17 protein-coding genes are annotated in these 19047 nt (G+C 45.6%); all 17 read left to right on the top strand.

All coding sequences use genetic code 11. The features are described 5' to 3' along the window. Positions 1-14 precede the first annotated feature (14 nt). Complete coding sequence (gene floA, locus MHH57_RS16475) at positions 15-1016, top strand: flotillin-like protein FloA (protein ID WP_029517799.1); 1002 nt, start codon at positions 15-17, stop codon at positions 1014-1016. A 44-nt stretch (positions 1017-1060) separates the two neighbouring features. Further along, positions 1061-1639, top strand: a complete 579-nt coding sequence (locus MHH57_RS16470; RefSeq protein ID WP_069010261.1) for a hypothetical protein — start codon at positions 1061-1063, stop codon at positions 1637-1639. Positions 1640-2060: 421 nt separating this feature from the next. Further along, positions 2061-3470, top strand: a complete 1410-nt coding sequence (locus tag MHH57_RS16465; RefSeq protein WP_029517797.1) for an amino acid permease — start codon at positions 2061-2063, stop codon at positions 3468-3470. A 380-nt stretch (positions 3471-3850) separates the two neighbouring features. Beyond that, positions 3851-4144: a sporulation protein YqfC gene (yqfC, locus tag MHH57_RS16460; RefSeq protein ID WP_029517796.1), complete on the top strand. Its 294-nt coding sequence runs from the start codon at positions 3851-3853 to the stop codon at positions 4142-4144. Continuing rightward, positions 4141-5334 (top strand): sporulation protein YqfD, encoded by a 1194-nt coding sequence (gene yqfD / locus MHH57_RS16455; RefSeq protein ID WP_069010262.1) that lies wholly within the window; start codon positions 4141-4143, stop codon positions 5332-5334. Before yqfC ends, yqfD begins: the two co-directional genes overlap by 4 nt. Positions 5335-5340: 6 nt before the next feature. Continuing rightward, complete coding sequence (locus tag MHH57_RS16450; protein WP_029517794.1) at positions 5341-6312, top strand: PhoH family protein; 972 nt, start codon at positions 5341-5343, stop codon at positions 6310-6312. A gap of 95 nt (positions 6313-6407) precedes the next feature. Continuing rightward, positions 6408-8654, top strand: coding sequence for an HDIG domain-containing metalloprotein (locus MHH57_RS16445; protein ID WP_069010263.1), 2247 nt, complete (start codon positions 6408-6410; stop codon positions 8652-8654). A gap of 55 nt (positions 8655-8709) precedes the next feature. Then, entirely contained in the window at positions 8710-9207 is a 498-nt protein-coding gene (gene ybeY, locus MHH57_RS16440; protein ID WP_029517792.1) for an rRNA maturation RNase YbeY, read from the top strand. Beyond that, positions 9207-9581: a diacylglycerol kinase family protein gene (locus MHH57_RS16435; RefSeq protein WP_025722122.1), complete on the top strand. Its 375-nt coding sequence runs from the start codon at positions 9207-9209 to the stop codon at positions 9579-9581. The genes ybeY and MHH57_RS16435 overlap by 1 nt, the downstream gene beginning before the upstream one ends. Positions 9582-9630: 49 nt before the next feature. Beyond that, on the top strand, positions 9631-10533 hold the full coding sequence (gene era / locus MHH57_RS16430; RefSeq protein ID WP_029517791.1) for a GTPase Era: 903 nt from the start codon (positions 9631-9633) through the stop codon (positions 10531-10533). A gap of 507 nt (positions 10534-11040) precedes the next feature. Continuing rightward, on the top strand, positions 11041-11178 hold the full coding sequence (locus tag MHH57_RS16425; protein ID WP_080658633.1) for a YqzL family protein: 138 nt from the start codon (positions 11041-11043) through the stop codon (positions 11176-11178). Between the two features lie 42 nt (positions 11179-11220). Then, positions 11221-11973, top strand: a complete 753-nt coding sequence (gene recO, locus MHH57_RS16420) for a DNA repair protein RecO (RefSeq protein WP_013311133.1) — start codon at positions 11221-11223, stop codon at positions 11971-11973. 403 nt (positions 11974-12376) lie between these two features. Then, positions 12377-13264 carry a glycine--tRNA ligase subunit alpha gene (glyQ, locus tag MHH57_RS16415; protein WP_023989480.1) on the top strand — a complete coding sequence of 296 codons (888 nt, stop codon included), beginning with the start codon at positions 12377-12379 and terminating at the stop codon, positions 13262-13264. After that, positions 13257-15332 (top strand): glycine--tRNA ligase subunit beta, encoded by a 2076-nt coding sequence (glyS, locus tag MHH57_RS16410; RefSeq protein ID WP_342434305.1) that lies wholly within the window; start codon positions 13257-13259, stop codon positions 15330-15332. Before glyQ ends, glyS begins: the two co-directional genes overlap by 8 nt. A gap of 115 nt (positions 15333-15447) precedes the next feature. After that, positions 15448-15924 carry a YaiI/YqxD family protein gene (locus MHH57_RS16405; RefSeq protein ID WP_029517787.1) on the top strand — a complete coding sequence of 159 codons (477 nt, stop codon included), beginning with the start codon at positions 15448-15450 and terminating at the stop codon, positions 15922-15924. After that, positions 15917-17791: a DNA primase gene (gene dnaG, locus MHH57_RS16400; protein ID WP_029517786.1), complete on the top strand. Its 1875-nt coding sequence runs from the start codon at positions 15917-15919 to the stop codon at positions 17789-17791. Before MHH57_RS16405 ends, dnaG begins: the two co-directional genes overlap by 8 nt. Positions 17792-17834: 43 nt before the next feature. Then, positions 17835-18968, top strand: coding sequence for an RNA polymerase sigma factor RpoD (gene rpoD, locus MHH57_RS16395; protein ID WP_007431230.1), 1134 nt, complete (start codon positions 17835-17837; stop codon positions 18966-18968). The last annotated feature ends 79 nt before the right edge of the window (positions 18969-19047 follow it).

Here is a 19047-nt window from a genome sequence, read left to right as displayed (position 1 = left end):
GGAGGATGATGCGAGTGTTCGAATCGGGTATTGTCAGCGTTTTGCTGATTGCCGTTGTAGTGATTATTGTATTGAGCGTATTTTTTAGTTTCTTCCCGGTGATGCTGTGGATTTCAGCATTGGCTTCGGGTGTGCGCATTGGCATCATTACGCTGGTAGCTATGCGCTTACGGCGCGTCACGCCAAGCCGAATTGTCAATCCGCTCATTAAGGCAACCAAGGCGGGTCTGGGCTTGAACATCAACCAGCTGGAAAGCCACTTTCTCGCAGGAGGGAATGTAGACCGAGTGATCAATGCGTTGATTGCTGCGCAGCGTGCTAACATTCCGCTTGAGTTTGAACGTGCGGCAGCGATTGATCTTGCTGGACGGGATGTTCTGCAAGCGGTCCAAATGAGCGTTAATCCGCGTGTTATTGAGACACCTATTGTTGCTGCGGTCGCCAAGGATGGTATTGAAGTGAAGGTTAAAGCTCGTGTTACGGTGCGTGCCAACATTGATCGACTTGTTGGGGGGGCTGGAGAAGAAACGATTATTGCACGGGTCGGTGAAGGTATTGTTACGACCGTAGGTTCCAGTAACTCGCATAAGGACGTGCTGGAGAACCCGGATTCAATTTCAAGAACCGTATTGTCCAAAGGTTTGGATGCCGGGACAGCATTTGAAATCCTGTCCATTGATATTGCGGACGTTGATGTAGGTAAAAATATCGGTGCTTTTCTGCAAACAGAGCAGGCGGAAGCCGACAAACGTATTGCGCAGGCAAAAGCGGAAGAGCGGCGTGCGATGGCTGTAGCGCAGGAGCAGGAAATGAAGGCACGTGTTGTAGAAATGAGAGCACGCGTGGTGGAATCCGAATCCGAAGTACCGCTGGCAATGGCTGAAGCGCTACGCGGCGGGAAGCTTGGTGTCATGGACTATATGAATTTGAAAAATATTGAGGCGGATACGCAAATGCGTGGCTCCTTAGGCAAACCGAATGAGAACTCGGGGAATGACAACAAAAACCGGGATTAATAACGGGACATAGCCGATGAATTACGGCAGCTAGGTGGTGAGTAATGAACTTTATCAGCTGGATCTTTGAACATTTGTATATCCTGATCGTGATTGGCTTTGCTTTGGTGTCCTTTTTGGGGAAAAGCATCCAAGGTACAGGGCGGAAATCACCGCCGCGAAAAGGTATGCCTACCTTTGGTGGTGATCATGGTTCTCGTGGACCCTCGACGTCATCCAGACCCTTCACAATGGAACATGGGCAAGAGCAACGTCAGCAGGATATTGCTGGAGAGTTGCAACGTCAATTTCCTAATGAACGACGGACGGTTATGGAAGCTCGTCGCATAGAAGAAATGGGCGATCGGTCGGAAACCGAAGAACGGATGGACCGGGATTTATTAGATAATGGTTCGACTCTAGAGGACCGGATCCGTGCTATGGAAGAAGAACGAAAAATGGTTTTAGCCCGTCTCGATCGTATATCCAATGCGAGGGAGTCAGGGGAAATTACAGATGCGCCAGAGATAGCTTCGCAAGACCGTAATACGGTGGATACGGCTGATCTGCGCAGAGGTGTGATTTGGGCAGAAATATTAGGTCCTCCACGTTCCAAGCGCTACATGGGTGGAGGAAGACGTTAAAATGATAGTGGATCCGTCACGGCTTTGGCTGTGGCGGATCTTTTTTTGTGATGCTTTAGGAATACATAACCATGCTCGGAATAAAAAGTGAATTAACGACAAATGCTCTAATTACCTGACAACGAATGTGATAATCCCTTGTGTGCTCTAGCTTTCTCACATTTGTTGTCATCTAAAATGGTGGCATTTTGTCTAATTTAGCGTCTCATTTATGAAAATATATTCCTGAAAAATGATCAAATGTAACAATATGAATGGAGCTTTCCGAAAGCAGTTTTCATTTTTTCTTTTTTATATATAATGTTCTCAATGATAGATACTTATGAAATTCACTCCAAATTTACCTAAAATTTTATTTATATCGAGGTGATACAACAAGGTCATAAAAATGGAAAAATTAATTTTTAGGAGGATGGGATCGATGGGAAATAGCTTGTTTAGAAAGAAGAGCATTGATCAGTTGATTGCCGCTACGCGAGGGGAAAAAGCACTCAAAAGGGAATTGGGTGCGTTTGATTTAACGATGCTTGGAATTGGAGCCATTATCGGAACGGGAATTTTTGTGTTGACAGGTACAGGAGCAGTTACGGCTGGTCCAGGCTTGGTTCTTTCTTTTGTGATTGCGGGACTCGCGTGTTTATTCGCAGCATTGGCTTATGCGGAGTTTGCATCCACCGTTCCAGTATCCGGTTCTGTTTACACTTTTACATATGCTACGATGGGGGAGCTATTGGCCTTTATTATTGGATGGGATTTAATTTTGGAATACATGCTGGCAGCCAGCGCCGTTTCCGCAGGTTGGTCGGGTTACTTTGTATCATTTTTGAACGGAATTGGCCTTCACATTCCGCTTGAATTCACTGCTGCACCGGGGGCTTTGAAAGACCAAACTACTTATTTTAATCTCCCAGCTTTTTTAATTTTGATGGGTATCACGTTCTTGCTTTATTTAGGGATAAAAGAATCAAAACGGATAAACAACATCATGGTAATCATAAAAATTGTTGTTATTTTATTATTTATCATCGTTGCTTTTAAATATGTGAAGCCAGATAACTGGACACCGTTTATGCCGTTTGGGTTCAGTGGGGTGTTTGGAGCCGCAGCTCTTGTGTTTTTTTCTTTTATTGGTTTTGATGCTGTTTCATCGGCGGCTGAAGAAACTAAAAATCCCACTACTGATTTACCGCGAGGCATTATTTTCTCACTCATTATTTGTACGTTTTTGTATGTCATTGTTAGCGCGATTATGACTGGTATAGTACCGTTTATGCAATTTGAAGGTATCTCTCACCCCGTGTCATTGGTATTGCAGGTTGCGGGCCAGAACTGGGTTGCAGGTATTGTAGATATAGGAGCCATCTTAGGGATGACAACGGTCATGCTGGTAATGCTCTATGGTCAAACTCGTATTATGTTTGCTATGTCACGTGACGGCTTAGTCCCCAAAGTATTATCCAAGGTTCATTCCAAATACAAAACGCCCTACATTAACACGTTGTTTTTCGGCACTTTATCTGCATTAATGGGTGGACTGATTCCGCTGGATGAGTTAGCAAGTTTGGTGAACATTGGAACCTTGTCAGCATTTATTCTGATTTCGGTCGCCGTTATCGTTATGAGAAAAACACAACCTGACTTGCCAAGGGCCTTCCGATGTCCTGGAGTTCCGTATATCCCGATCCTGGCTATCGTTTCATGTGGGGTGCTCATTCTTAATTTGAATGGCCAGACATTTATTCGCTTTATTATTTGGCTTGTCATTGGTATGGCTGTTTACTTCTTATACTCTAGAAAAAACTCTCTTTTAAATCGAGATAGCGAAAAATAACCGTGTCATTTAATGAAATTCAAAAAAAGACAACCTTTGTTCTCAATATGAAAATGAGGTTGTCTTTTTTGTTGGGAATTTTGAAAGGACACATCTTTTTCCTCTGCAATATAGTAGCTACTACGAATTGTAAGTTTAGCCTCATAAATGCCGCGACTGGATCATAAAATGTACAGTACAGATATCTGTGGCACTGGTGTAATGGTGTTCACTGATAATAAGAATATAAGATGGAAAGCCAGCAGCGTAGCTGCCTTGAAACATCTATGGGTACCGGATGGCAATAACAGAAGATGAAAAAATAGCAGCGTGCTGTCATCAAAACAACTCTAGCCGTTGGATAACAAATATTTTGATGACAGGAAGGGAGATTTCGCCGTATGAGCAGGATGAGCCGCAAACTGCGAAAGTGGGCCAGCGAGACGCTGGAGCTTCCGCAGGACATTCTATTTGACCTGCCGCGGTTAACCCTCATCGGCAGCCGTCAGCTTTATGTGGAGAATCACCGGGGCGTGGTGGATTTCACGCCGGATCAGCTCGTACTTGCACTTGCGCAAGGCAGGCTGAGGGTGTCCGGCCATGATCTAGTCATTACGTCTATTCTGCCAGAGCAGGTAAGTGTGGAGGGACATATAACGGATATCCAAATGGAAGGAACGGAGGAAGGCTCGTGAAACATCCTGCTTTAGCAAAGCTGCGTGGTACGGTTACCCTTGCTATCAAGGGCGAAAGTGTGGAAGCTTTCATTAATTTACTCACCGATCACCATTTACCTGTGTGGAACGTGCGGCCGATGGGTACTAGACATGCAGAAATGAACCTTCTACTGCCGCACGTCTTCCTCCTACGCCCGCTTTTGAGAAGGACAGGCTGTAAAATGCATGTTCTGAAGCGGCAAGGGCTTCCCTTTACTGCTGCACGACTTGCCAAACGTAAGTTTTTCCTGGCTGGATTGGCTTTGTTCTGGATAGGTCTCCTGCTGATGTCTTCACTTATCTGGGACATTGAAGTAAAGGGGAATGATAAACTATCGACGGAATCCGTTCTCAAAGCCGCTCGACAGGAGGGTCTGTATCCATTTCAATGGAGCTTTCGTCTATCCAGTCAAGACAAGCTTTCACGTGCGCTCATGCAGAAGCTTCCAGAGGCATCCTGGATCGGTGTGGAAAAGCAGGGTACTTTGGTGACGATTCAGGTTGTTGAAGCTTCACAGCCTACCCCTGCGCCGCTCTACAGCCCTCGTCATATCATTAGTAAGGCAGATGCGGTAGTTACTGAAATTTTTGCCGAGCAGGGTCGTCCTGTCGTGCATAAAAATACGCGTGTCAAAAAAGGAGCCATCCTCATCTCTGGAACGCTTGGAGATGAGGAGAACCAACAGCAGGTCGTAGCCAAAGGAGAGGTTAAGGGTCTTGTATGGCATGAATACGAAATTAGCAGTCCCATGGTGCAACGCAGCAGCACGTATACAGGTACCAGTCACGACCGCTTGTATCTGGTATTAGGCAACCGTGCGATACAATTATGGGGATATGGGAAAATACCTTATTCTACACATAAAACAACAGTTGAACATGATCCGCTAACATGGCGTTCCTACAAACTTCCGGTGGGTTGGATGACCGAAAGTGTGAGAGAGACAAAGATACAGGAGCAGAAGCTTACGGAAGCAGAAGCGAAAATGTCAGGTTTAGAAGGCGCGCGAGCTGATATTTTAGCTAAATACGGCAAAGGAACGAAAATAATGAGCCAAAAAATTTTGCATGAGAAGAGAGAGAATGGTAAAGTTTATATGAAAGTGCTTTTTGAAGTGGAGCAGGATATTGCGGAAGAACTTCCGTTAGTTCATAACCAAGGAGAATGAGGCTATTTGGCAGAACAACAACGCAGCATACAAATTGCATTGAACAATGCGGGAGAAGGACAGGCGTTATTTGGCCCGCAGGATTCCTTTTTGAAATTAATCGAAGCAGCTATTCCCGCAAAAATAGCATCTCGAGAGGCAGAAGTTAATGTTTTTGGTAATGCTCACGAGGTGGAAGTGCTCGAACAATTGTTCGACGTATTACTCCAGTTAATTCGCAATGGGTATATACTGACCGAAAGGGATGTCCATTATGCGATTGAACTGGCAAAAGATTTGCGCGCTGATCAGCTGCTCGATTTGTTCAAGGGTGAAATTACGACGACGTTCCGGGGTAAACCGATTCGCGTCAAAACGATTGGACAAAAGCACTATGTAACCACGATTAAGAAACGCGATATTGTATTTGGAATTGGCCCGGCGGGTACTGGTAAAACCTATCTGGCTGTAGTGCTGGCCGTAGCTGCCCTGAAGGAAGGTTCAGTCAAGCGCATTGTACTGACTCGTCCTGCGGTGGAAGCAGGTGAAAATTTAGGTTTTTTACCAGGGGATTTACAGGAAAAGGTTGATCCGTATTTACGCCCATTGTATGATGCCCTATACGATGTGATGGGCCCAGAGCAGACTGCAAAGGCACTGGAGCGCGGATTAATAGAAATTGCACCTTTGGCTTATATGCGGGGACGTACGCTGGATGACTCCTTTATTATTCTGGACGAAGCGCAAAACACTACACCCGAGCAAATGAAAATGTTTTTGACTCGACTTGGCTTCGGCTCCAAAATGGTCATTACCGGCGATGTCACGCAAATTGATTTGCCTCGTGGCAAAAAATCCGGTCTGATTGAAGCAAATGCGATTTTACAAGGGATTGAGGAAATAGGCTTTGTCCAGTTTGCAGAAGAGGATGTTGTCCGTCATTCCCTGGTTCAAAAAATTATTGTTGCTTATGACCGAGTTGCCGAAAATCAAGGATAGTCATTCAATCACGAGTATGCCGTGTACGACCAGAAAAAGTATAAAATGAGCAGTGTAGCTGCCTTGAAAAAGATGATGGAGAGGGATTGTTTTAGATGACCTCGAAGGAATTATCTAAAGGGAAAACGTTCCAGCATAGAATGAATGGATGGAAGTATAGCGTGGCGACACGCTATCTTCTGTTTTTATTTTTGGTGGTTCTTTTTTATGTAGGCTTTGCGTCCAAGCTGCTTCCCGAGCGTTATGATATTCGGGTAAATCAACCGAGTGAAAAGGAAATTGTCGCCCCGATGCAGCTTCCTAACAGTAAGGCGACTTTGAAGGCTCAAGAGGAATCAGCTGAACGTGTGCAGCCCATGTATACCATTGTGCCCGTTCGCAACGATAACCTGATTACTGGTATTTTGGATCGAATTGAACGGCTCAATCAGGATGACCAGGTCTCCAGAGCAGATAAGATTTCGATTTATAAGGATGAGATTCCGCAACGTGCACGGGAATTTGTACAAAATTTTGTGAATAACAGCCGTAATGCGGATGCCTACCCAGATAAGTTGCTGGATGAAGTGCTGGAAAAAACGAAAGAGCAAACGTACCGAATTCCAGAGGAGACATTCATTAAAATTCCGCGCCTTACATCTGAGGATATTGCTGAAATGCGGCCTGTTGCCCGTGAGATTGTGACAGGGTTGATGAATGATCAAATTACGGATGCTCAGACAGCCCGAGCGAAAGTAGCTGAGCGGGTTAGTACAAGCTCGCTTACTAAGCGTACTTCACGGGAGGTTGTTCAGGAACTTGCAAGGCTTGTGATTACCGCCAACAAGTTTTATGATGATACAGCTACGAAGGACGCAAAGGTACAGGCTCGTGAAGATACACCGACAGTTTACATTAAACAGGGTGAAGTACTCGTCAAGAAGGGTGAGATTATTACCCAGGAAATCTATACACTGCTTGATGAAAATGAATTGCTCAAGGATAAAATCAATTATTGGCCACAATTTGGACTGCTGATGCTGTCTATGATGCTGGCATTGGGCCTGTTTATGTATATTCGTCAATTTCAATCACGAACACGAAACTTCAAGTATAATAATGCGCAGTTGCTCATGCTAGTATTAATCTTTGTGATAACAGTTGGAGCAATGATGTTAATTTCCATACTGCAGAACAATGAACGTTCCTATCTCGGCTATCTGGCGCCTATCGCGCTTGGAGCTATGCTTGTAACGCTGTTGCTTGATATGTCGTTGGCTTTCGTATGTGCCGTTATATTCAGTATATTGGCAAGTGTTATTTTGAATGTCCGTCAGGGACAAATTTTCGACTTTAATTTTGGATTTTTTGCTATTGTGGTCTGTCTGGCAGCGATTTTCTCTACTCATCGAGCCAGCCAGCGTTCAACACTGTTCAAAGGGGCGATTATGGTATGCCTGTTCGGTGCCCTGTCTGTTTTTTCTCTGGCACTGATTGACCAAGGGAATTGGACTCAAACGACGACGCTCTATGGGGTAGCTTTTGCTTTTGCAGGCGGTCTGATAACAGCAATACTTGTTATTGGGCTAATGCCATTTTTTGAGTCTACCTTTGGTATCTTGTCGGCACTGAAGCTTGTTGAGCTGTCAAATCCCAATCATCCATTGCTCCGCAAGCTGCTTACGGAGACACCGGGAACGTATCATCATAGTGTAATGGTGGGTAATCTGTCAGAGGCCGCAGCGGAGGCTATAGGGGCAAACGGCTTGTTGTGCCGGGTTGGTTCGTATTATCATGATATTGGTAAAACCAAGAGGCCTTCGTACTTCATTGAAAATCAAAATGGGTTGGAAAATCCACATGATACAATAGAGCCCAAGCTGAGCAAATCCATCATTATCGCCCATGCTCGTGACGGCGTGGAAATGCAATTGGATTACAAGCTGCCCAAGCCCATTCGCGATATTGCCGAGCAGCACCACGGAACGACATTCTTACACTATTTTTATCACAAGGCGTTGCGCGAAGCTGAAGAGCGGGGGGTGGAGCCTGACTTCACGGAGGATGATTTCCGTTATCCGGGACCGAAGGCTCAGTCTAAAGAGTCTGCTGTGGTGGGAATTGCTGATAGCGTGGAGGCAGCAGTTCGTTCCTTACGGAAGCCGACAGTGGAACAGGTTGAATCCATGATTGAGAAAATTATTAAGAGCCGTCTTGATGATCACCAATTTAACGACTGCGAGCTGACCATGCGGGAGCTTGATATCGTGGCTCAAACCCTCAAGGAAACAGTAATGGGGATTTTCCATTCCCGTATTGAGTATCCGGAGGAAAGGCCCAAGTCTGAAAACGGAAAAGCTTAATATAACTTGTGCATGAAGTACGGTTAGAGCACTAGAATTAAAAGGAGCGGTTGGCATGGGCCTTCAATTAGCTTGGAATAATGAACAAAACGATATGGTAATTAACGAATCCTTGATTACGCTGCTGAACACCTTATTAGAGGAGGCAGGCAAAGTGGAAGGAGTCACTGACGGTGAGGTAGCCCTTACCTTCGTTAATGATGAGCAAATTCATGAGTTGAACAGGGACTATCGGGGAATTGATCGTCCCACCGATGTGTTGTCTTTTGCTATGAAGGAAACACTGGATGAAGAGCTTGAAATTATTTACGAACCGAATGATGAAAATTCATTGAATGATGTACCTGATGTTTTGGGGGATATTATAATCTCTGTACAAACAGCGCAAGCTCAGAGTGAAGAATACGGACATTCGATTGAGCGTGAAATCGGTTTTTTGTTTGTTCACGGCTTTCTTCATCTGTTAGGCTATGATCATCAGGATGATGTGAGTGAAGCTGAAATGATGGGCAAACAGGAAGCTGTACTGGCTCAAGCGGGGTTGACAAGGTAATGAGACGTCAGCCTTGGAGAATGACTTTTCGCTATGCGGCAGAAGGCGTGATGTACGCTCTGCGTACGCAAGTAAATATGCGGATACATGTGGCCGTGGCGCTCCTTGTCATTGTAGCAGGCTTAACTCTGCACATCTCCCGGCTCGACTGGTTATTCGTCTGCGTGGCTATCGCTATAGTCATTGTAGCCGAACTGTTCAACACCGCTGTTGAAGCAGCGGTGGATCTCATCTCACCTGATATTCATCCGCTGGCCAAAGCGGCTAAAGACACCGCCGCCGGAGCCGTGCTCCTGGCAGCGGTTTTTGCTGTAATTATTGGTATATTTGTGTTTTATAGGCCTATGTTGACGTTAATTAGTTCGCTGTTTTAATGGAAAAACCCAAATAAAATAGGTGCTTAATCGCGCTGGAGGAAATGAAATGGCTAAGAAACACTTTAAATCAGGCTTTGTCGCAATTGTTGGCAGACCTAATGTCGGAAAATCAACACTGATGAACCACGTCATTGGGCAGAAGATCGCCATTATGTCAGACAAGCCACAAACTACACGCAACAAAATTCACGGCGTATTTACTACAGAGGACACGCAAATTGTATTTTTGGATACACCCGGGATTCATAAGCGTCAGTCAAAATTAGGCGATTACATGAATCAGACTGCTTTTAATACGTTGGGTGAAGTAGAAGCGGTACTTTTTCTTATTGACGCTGCTGAAGGTCTAGGCGGTGGCGACCGTTTTATTGCGGAACAGCTTAAACAAGTAAAAACGCCAGTTATTTTGGTGCTGAATAAAATTGATCGTATTGAGCCAGAAGCATTGTTACCCCTGATTGAGCAGTATCGCAAGTTGTACGACTTTGCAGAAATCGTACCCATCTCGGCCAAAATGGGCAACAATGTAAACACCCTGCTGGAGCAGGTGCAAAAATACTTACCAGAAGGTCCGCAATATTATCCGGATGATCAAATTACCGATCATCCAGAACAGTTTGTCATTGCCGAGCTGGTGCGTGAAAAAATTCTGCATATGACACGTGAGGAAGTACCCCATTCTATTGCGGTTATGATTGAAGACATGAAAGTGCAGGATAATGGTGTAGTGCATATTATGGCTGTTATTTTTGTAGAACGTGACTCCCAGAAGGGGATTATTATCGGCAAACAGGGAGCCATGCTCAAAGAAGTGGGCAAACAGGCACGCCAGGATATCCAAAACCTGTTAGGCTCCAAGATTTTCCTGGAACTTTGGGTTAAGGTCAAAAAAGACTGGCGCAACCAGGAACGCGTCCTTCGTGACCTTGGCTTTCATCGCGACGCTTAAAAACAGAACTCGATTCTACGTCACTTTAGTTCAAGGGTTTATTGAGGTTAAAAATTGATATTATATAAATATGTATAGTTGTAGTAAGCATCATAAAAAAGCCGTCCCGATCTCTTGGCTGAGATAGTAATAGTCTCCTGATCATTTAAAGCGCCGCGTATGTGCGGCGCTTAACTTCTTGCTCTTTTTATCCTTTTCTTCCAGCGATGAAATAGGTGTGCTTTAAAAAAGGCCTTGTATGCACGATGTGCGGAGCGAAGGATTTGAATCTGAAGAAGCGATAGCGTTCGCCTTTACCCCCGAATTTAACCCTTTGTATGTTTTACATTCAAATAAATTCGGGGGTAACAGCGATCGTAAGATCAAATCATTTGCGAAGCGTATTCCATTCTACATACAGCAGCCTTTTTTAACGCAATCCATTTATTTCATCGCATACTTCCCTTCTCTTCGCATCATCCTAATTTTGAGATGCAAACGTCATTTCCGAAGAGAGGATGAATACGATTGCGAGATTTTTCGTGGAAGTATTTTGCGATGACTGGAGATGTCGGTGCGTATCTGTTATACCGGGAGAGCGCCATGACAAGGGAGCAAGATACGGATGAAGGAGAGTCGGACGAGCATGAAGAAGCCCGTGAATAGTACAAGCCACTGGCTTCTTCGCGAATGTTTGGGGGAAGAGGCATGCTTTACAGGGTGGAAGGAATCGTCATCCGCAGCATGGATTACGGTGAGGGGAACAAAATTATTACGCTTTGCACCGAAAGCGGAGGCAAAGCAGGCGTGCTGGTCAGAGGTGCAAAAAAGTCCAAAAGCCGTCACGCTGCTTTAACGCAGCCGTTTACGTACGGTGAATTCGTTTTTTTTCGAAACACAGGCTTAGGCACGTTGAATGCCGGTGAAATCATCCAATCCCACCATACATTACGCGAGGATATTACTAAGGCTGCTTACGCTTCCTATGCTTGTGAATTACTCGATCGGGTGTTACAGGATGAGGAAACAGGTGCGTTCTGGTTTAAGCAGCTAAAAGCATGTTTGGAGGCGCTGGAGAGTGGCAAAGATCCGCTGATCGTCATGAGTATTTATGAATTTAAAATATTGCAGGCGGCCGGATATGCTCCTCAGCTTGATGCATGTATTTCAAGTGGTCAACAATGTGCTGATGAAGATATGTTTGTCAGTCCGAGACTAGGCGGAGTTTTGTGTCGGAGCTACAAGCATTTTGATCCAGCGGCATTGAGCGTGACTCCACGTACATTGAAGTTGCTGCGCTTGTTCGCCAGAATGGATTTGAATCGGCTCGGCAACATTGACGTGAAGGACTCCACCAAGCTGGAGATCAAACATGTCATGCGTCAGTTCATGGATATGCAGTTGGAGGTCAAGCTGAAATCCCGCAATTTCTTGGATCAGCTCGACAAATACGATATGTGAAACGCCCTATTCTCTTGACTGTATTGCTGAAACCGTGTAATATCCTACTATATATCTCCTTCGGGAGCAGATGCATTGAACGAGAAAGTAGCGGGATGTATTCTCTGTAATTAGCGAGTTGGGGACGGTGTAAGCCCAGCGGGAATTCTTCGTGAACAAGGCACTCGGGAGCGTCTGAATGGACACGGAAAAGAGGATTACGATCTGATTGGTGATATAGGATCGCAATCAAGTAGGGTGGAACCGCGGGAGTCAGCTCTCGTCCCTACGTCTGTACAGGCGTAGAGGCGGGGGCTTTTTGCTGTCTCTAGCAAGGCTTTTGGGATAAAATAGCCCTGTACATACGAGCTTAATGAGAAGAAATCACCAACATTTGAGAGAAGTGGAAAGGGAGCGTGTACCAATGAATTTTCAGCAGATGATTTTAACGCTGCAACAATTTTGGGCTGAACACAACTGTATTATTGTACAGCCGTATGACACGGAAAAAGGGGCAGGCACGATGAACCCAATGACGTATTTACGTTCGATCGGACCTGAGCCGTGGAATGTAGCTTATGTTGAGCCTTCTCGTCGTCCGTCAGACGGACGTTATGGTGAGAACCCGAATCGCCTGTATCAGCATCATCAGTTCCAAGTCGTTTTGAAGCCTTCACCGGATAACATTCAGGAATTGTATTTGGAGAGTTTGAGCCGTTTGGGCATTAACCCTCTGGAGCATGATATTCGTTTCGTTGAAGACAACTGGGAAGCACCGACGTTGGGAGCGTGGGGCTTAGGTTGGGAAGTATGGCTGGACGGTATGGAAATTACCCAATTCACCTATTTCCAGCAAGTGGGCGGTATTGATGCCAGTCCGGTTGCGGTAGAAATCACGTATGGTATGGAACGTCTTGCTTCCTACATCCAGGACAAGGAGAATGTGTTCGATTTGGAGTGGGTCAATGGAATCACGTACGGTGATGTCTTCCACCAGCCTGAATTTGAGCATTCCAAGTATACGTTCGAAGTATCTGACGTCAAAATGCTCTTTACTCTTTTCAATATGTACGAAGAAGAGGCAAATAAAGCGATGGCGCAGCATCTTGTATTTCCAGCCTATGATTATGTGCTGAAATGTTCTCATGCGTTCAACTTGCTGGACGCTCGCGGAGCGATCAGTGTGACGGAACGGACTGGGTTTATTATACGAGTGCGCAATTTGGCGCGTCAGGTGGCTGCGACCTATCTGGAGGAGCGCGAGAAGCTGGGCTTCCCGCTGTTGAAGAAAGGAGGTGCGGCAAATGTCTAAGGATTTATTGTTTGAGATCGGATTGGAAGAAGTCCCTGCACGTTTTATCCCGAATGCAATTCAGCAGTTGAAGCAGCGTATGACGGCGTGGCTTGACAGCTCGCGTATTGCTTATGGTGCTGTAGAGGCTTATGCTACACCTCGCCGTTTGGCGGTACTTGTCAAGGAAGTAGCGGAGAAGCAAGAAGATATTAACGAAGAAGTTAAAGGTCCTTCCCGCAAAATCGCACTCGACGAAGCTGGTAACTGGAGCAAGGCTGCACTAGGCTTTGCTCGTAGCCAAGGTGTTGATCCTGAACAGTTCACGTTCAAGGAGCTTGGAGGCGTCGAATATATTTACGCAACTAAGAGCAGCATAGGTGTACCAACAGCGGAAGTGCTGTCCGAAGGTTTATTGCACATTTTACATGCCATGACATTCCCAAAATTTATGCGCTGGGCGAGTTATGACTTTAAATTTGTTCGTCCGATCCGCTGGTTGATTGCCTTGTTTGGTAACGATATTGTTAATTTGGAGATTGCCGGCGTGCAGTCAGGAAATGTGACAAGAGGGCATCGTTTCCTGGGACAGGATGCCGTAGTAGAAAGTCCAGCCGACTATGTTGAAGTGCTTCGCAAGCAGCATGTCATTGTGGACATTGAGGAACGTCAATCGCTTATCGTGAAGCAGATTGAAGCGCTGGCTGCCGAAAAAGATTGGACGATTGCGGTAAAAGATGATTTGCTGGAAGAAGTGCTGTATTTGGTGGAAACCCCAACAGTACTGTTCGGAGGTTTTGATCCTGCGTTCCTGAACATTCCGAAGGATGTACTCATTACTTCCATGCGTGAACATCAACGCTATTTTCCAGTGCTGGATCGCACAGGAGAGCTACTGCCATATTTTGTTACGGTACGTAACGGAGGAAGTCAATCGCTGGAAGTCATTGCTAAAGGGAATGAAAAAGTATTGCGTGCGCGGCTGTCTGATGCCAAATTCTTTTATGAAGAAGATCAGAAGCTGGAAATTAAGGATGCACTCTCCAAACTGGAAAGTATCATCTTCCACGAAGAGCTGGGAACGGTTGGAGACAAAGTGCGCCGGATCCGCCGTATTGCTGATGCTCTGGCAGAGAAGCTTCGCGTTTCTCCAGATACACAGGAATCGGTTAGTCGAGCAGCGGATATTTGTAAATTTGACCTGGTAACACAAATGGTATATGAGTTCCCGGAACTGCAAGGTGTGATGGGTGAGGATTATGCTCGTAAGGCTGGAGAGAAGGAAGAAGTGGCAAGAGCGGTGTTTGAGCATTACCAGCCGCGTTATGCAGGAGAAACGGTTCCTTCAACGAATGCTGGAGCGATTGTAAGTATCGCAGACAAGATAGATACTATTACAGGCTGCTTCTCCATCGGTATTATTCCAACAGGTTCACAGGACCCTTACGCGCTTCGTCGCCAGGCAGCAGGTATTGTGCAGATTTTGTTGGATCGTAAGCTTTCAGCTACGTTGTCTGATGTGTTCAATATCGCGCTCGATGTGCACGGCAATCTTGGAAATATGAAACGTTCCGCGGATGAAATACGTAAAGAATTACATGAGTTTTTTGGATTACGCGTGAAGAAACTATTGTCTGAGACACTTCGTTATGACGTTGTGGATGCTGTGCTTGCAGCTGGATATGACGACGTTGCTTCCGTTGTTAACCGTGGAGCTGCGTTAATGACTGCCGTACAAACAGGTGAGGTATTCAAAGCAACAGTTGAGTCCTTTAATCGTGTAGGTAATCTGGCTGCTAAAGCAGTGCATAAATCAGTTAATACGGGTGAGTTTACGGAACAAGGCGAAAAAACGCTTTACGAAGCATGGTATAGCGCTTATGAATCTTACAGCGTAGCTTTACAGGAAGGTGATGCGACACGGGCGTTAGCGCTAGCTTCATCCATTACCCCTGCGGTAACGGCGTTCTTTGATTCCGTTATGGTTATGGCTGAGGATGACGCTGTTCGTAATAATCGTTTGGCATTGCTGGCTGTTATTGACTCAGAACTGAAGTGTTTTGCCGATTTTTCCAAGCTTGTAGTTTAAACGTCAGTTGTGGTAGTATGAACAACTTGAAAAAATGGGTATAAATATACGGAACGGTGTAAGAGTAATCTTGCAGCCGTTCCGTATTTTACTCGAATGCGGATGGGGGATGCTTATGGGGGGAACCGGAACTTTACTGGGTGTGAGGATCGTTGTTGACGGGGACGCTTGTCCTGTTAAAAGTGAAATTGCGGAGATAGCTTCCCGTTTTCATATTGAGGTTATTATGGTATCTTCATATGATCATCTCATTCAGGGCAGCAAAGGTGTAAGCGTCGTTAAAGTAGACCGAAGCGACCAAAGTGCCGATCTCTATATTGCCAATCATATCCGCCGCGGAGATATTGTAACCACCAATGATTATGGTCTTGCTGCACTTGCCTTGGCAAAAGGTTGTGAAGTGATGTCTTTTCGCGGAGCTATGTATCGAAACGATTCGATAGATTTCATGCTTGACCGACGTCATACTTCTGCCAAAGAACGGAAAAAGGGACGTTATGGAAAAGGCCCTAAACCGTTTTCATTAGAGGATCGTGAAGTTTTTCAACATAAACTGACAAAACTTTTACTTCGCTTGCAGGAGAATGAGTAACGGTATCGAATTATATTTACGTGCTAAAGAGATGAAGGTGGTTAATATGAGTGCCGGACAAGGTAACATACCGGACGATATCATTGAGTCAGTTTTACAACATCATGATATTGTAGATACGGTAAGCAAGTACGTGCATTTGACCAAGCAGGGGAAATATATGAAAGGCCTCTGTCCTTTTCATTCCGAAAAAACCCCTTCATTCACCGTGACACCGGATCGTCAGATTTTTTACTGCTACGGCTGCGGCGCGGGAGGCAATGCCATCAAGTTTATGATGGAAATCGAAGGACTATCCTTTCCCGAAGCTGTCAGGACAATGGCAGAAGAAAGTCATATCCCGCTCGGCGAATGGCAGGGACGTGATTCATCGCATCAGCATCCTGAGTTGGACAGGCTGTTGCAAGCGTATGAGTTAACTTCTAAGATGTACCATTTTTTGCTTAAAAATACGGAGCACGGCAAACCAGCTATGGAATACTTGCGCTCACGAGGATTCAGTGACAAGATCATTGATCAATTTCAAATTGGCTATGCACCCAACCGATGGGATACGATCGTTCAGTTTCTGGATAAGCGTTCTTTTGATCCCGTGGAGATGGAAAAGGGAGGGCTTATTTCTCCCCGGCATGAGGGTGATGGATATGTGGATCGATTCAGAGATCGTATCATGTTTCCCATTTGGAATCGCAACGGAAAAGTCATTGCCTTTGCAGGCCGTATACTTGGTGAGGGACAGCCGAAGTATTTGAATTCACCGGAGACCAAGCTATTCAATAAGAGCCGAACGCTGTACAATCTCCATCATGCTAAAACCTCAATTCGCAAGCTTCGCCAAAGTGTTCTTTTTGAAGGCTACGGTGATGTCATCTCGGCATGGGAAGCTGGCGTACAAAATGGGGTGGCCGCCATGGGCACTGCTCTAACAGAGCACCATGCTACGATGTTAAAAGGACTGTGCGACGAGGTCATTATTTGTTATGATGGTGACCGGGCAGGACAAGCTGCTGCGCTTAAAAATTTTCCGCTGTTGGAAAATGCGGGGCTTCACGTGAAAGTAGCGCTGGTCAGTGACGGTATGGACCCGGATGATTTTATCCGGCAATACGGCGGCGAACGATTCCAGCGCCAAATTATCGAAAGTGCTGTTTCAACGGTGAAATTTAAGCTTATATATCTGAAAAAAAACCATATACTGCAAGAGGAAGAAGGAAGAATCGCGTATTCCCGCGAAGCATTAAATGTCATTGCACCTCTGTCATCCCCGACCGAGCGGGAAGTGTATCTGCGCGAAGTGTCAGCCGAAGTCAAGGTGGATTTTGAAACCTTGAAGCAAGAATGCAATTTACTGCGTCAATCCCTGCAAAAAAAACAGAACTTTGGGGATAATAACGAAAATGGGTGGAATAATGGTAGGCATAAAAAAGGGCAGGTCTCCACACCTAATCTGTTGCCGGCTTACCATGTGGCTGAACGCAGACTGCTTCACTGGATGATGCAGGATTTAGAAGCTGCAGAGTATGTAGAAAAGCATCTGGGCGACGCCTTTAATATTGAGGATCATGCAGCAATTGCTGCTTATCTATATGCCTATTACGCGCAAGGGAAGTTACCGGATACAAGCCGTTTTATTTCATCTTTGCAAGACGACCGACTGGAGAAGAACGTAAGTTCGATCATGATGATGGATGCTCCAGGCGTATGGGCACCGCACATTTTGGATGATTATATTCATCAAGTGCGAAAATTTCCATTGCAGGAGCAACTGGATTTGAAGAGGGAAGAAATGAGAGCCGCTGAGCGCTTAGGTGACTTTCTGCGCGCAGCACAAATTGCAAGTGAGATTATAGCCCTAGAGAGACAATGAACACACAGAGGTCGGATGTTTCTAGGGAGGAGGGAGTCGAAAGATGGCGAATGATCAGCATACTGAACTGGAGACGGAACTAACACTGGATCAGGTTAAAGATCAACTGATTGAGTTGGGTAAAAAAAGTTCTTCTCTGAACTACAAAGATATCATGGAAAAACTATCGCCGTTTGATCAGGACCCCGAGCAAATGGATGAGTTTTATGAGCAGCTGGGTGACTTGGGGATTGAGGTTGTGAATGACAACGACGAAGAAGTTACCAGATTGCGTCAAAATGACGACCCGGAAAACAATGATGGGGATGATTTTAATTTCGATGACGATCTGAGCCTGCCTCCCGGTATTAAAATTAATGACCCAGTCCGGATGTACTTGAAAGAAATCGGTCGTGTACCGTTGCTTTCTGCTGATGATGAGGTGGAGCTTGCCAAACGGATCAATAACGGCGATGAAGAAGCTAAGCGCCGGTTGGCAGAAGCGAACTTGCGTCTGGTTGTAAGTATTGCCAAACGTTATGTTGGTCGCGGAATGCTTTTCCTGGATCTGATTCAGGAAGGTAATATGGGTTTGATTAAGGCAGTAGAAAAATTTGATTACGAAAAAGGCTTTAAATTCAGTACCTATGCAACCTGGTGGATTCGTCAGGCCATTACGCGCGCGATAGCCGATCAGGCGAGAACGATTCGTATTCCGGTGCATATGGTGGAAACGATCAACAAGCTGATTCGCGTATCGCGTCAACTGTTGCAAGAGCTGGGGCGCGAACCTACGCCCGAGGAAGTGGCTGCCGAAATGGAGCTGAGCGTGGAAAAAGTACGGGAAATTATGAAAATTGCCCAAGAACCGGTTTCATTGGAAACACCAATTGGTGAAGAGGATGACTCACATCTGGGGGATTTCATTGAGGATCAAGAAGCGTTGGCGCCTGCAGATGCGGCTGCCTATGAACTTCTGAAGGAACAGCTCGAGGATGTACTGGATACGTTAACCGAACGGGAAGAGAATGTTTTGCGTCTCCGCTTTGGTTTGGACGACGGAAGAACCAGAACCCTTGAAGAAGTGGGTAAAGTGTTTGGTGTTACACGTGAACGTATTCGTCAGATTGAGGCCAAAGCGCTACGTAAGTTGCGCCATCCAAGCCGCAGTAAGCGACTGAAGGATTTCCTCGAATAGAAGCGTTACATTGCGGACCTTCTGCGGCTTGAAGCGCGCAGGAGGTCTTTTTTTATCTCATGGCAGTCTTGGTGGAGGG

Source organism: Paenibacillus sp. FSL H7-0442 (genome assembly GCF_038593105.1).
In the GTDB taxonomy this organism is placed as follows: domain Bacteria; phylum Bacillota; class Bacilli; order Paenibacillales; family Paenibacillaceae; genus Paenibacillus; species Paenibacillus polymyxa_D.
The sequence above is the reverse complement of the archived record's forward strand: the minus strand, read 5'-3'. Positions and strand labels throughout refer to the sequence as shown.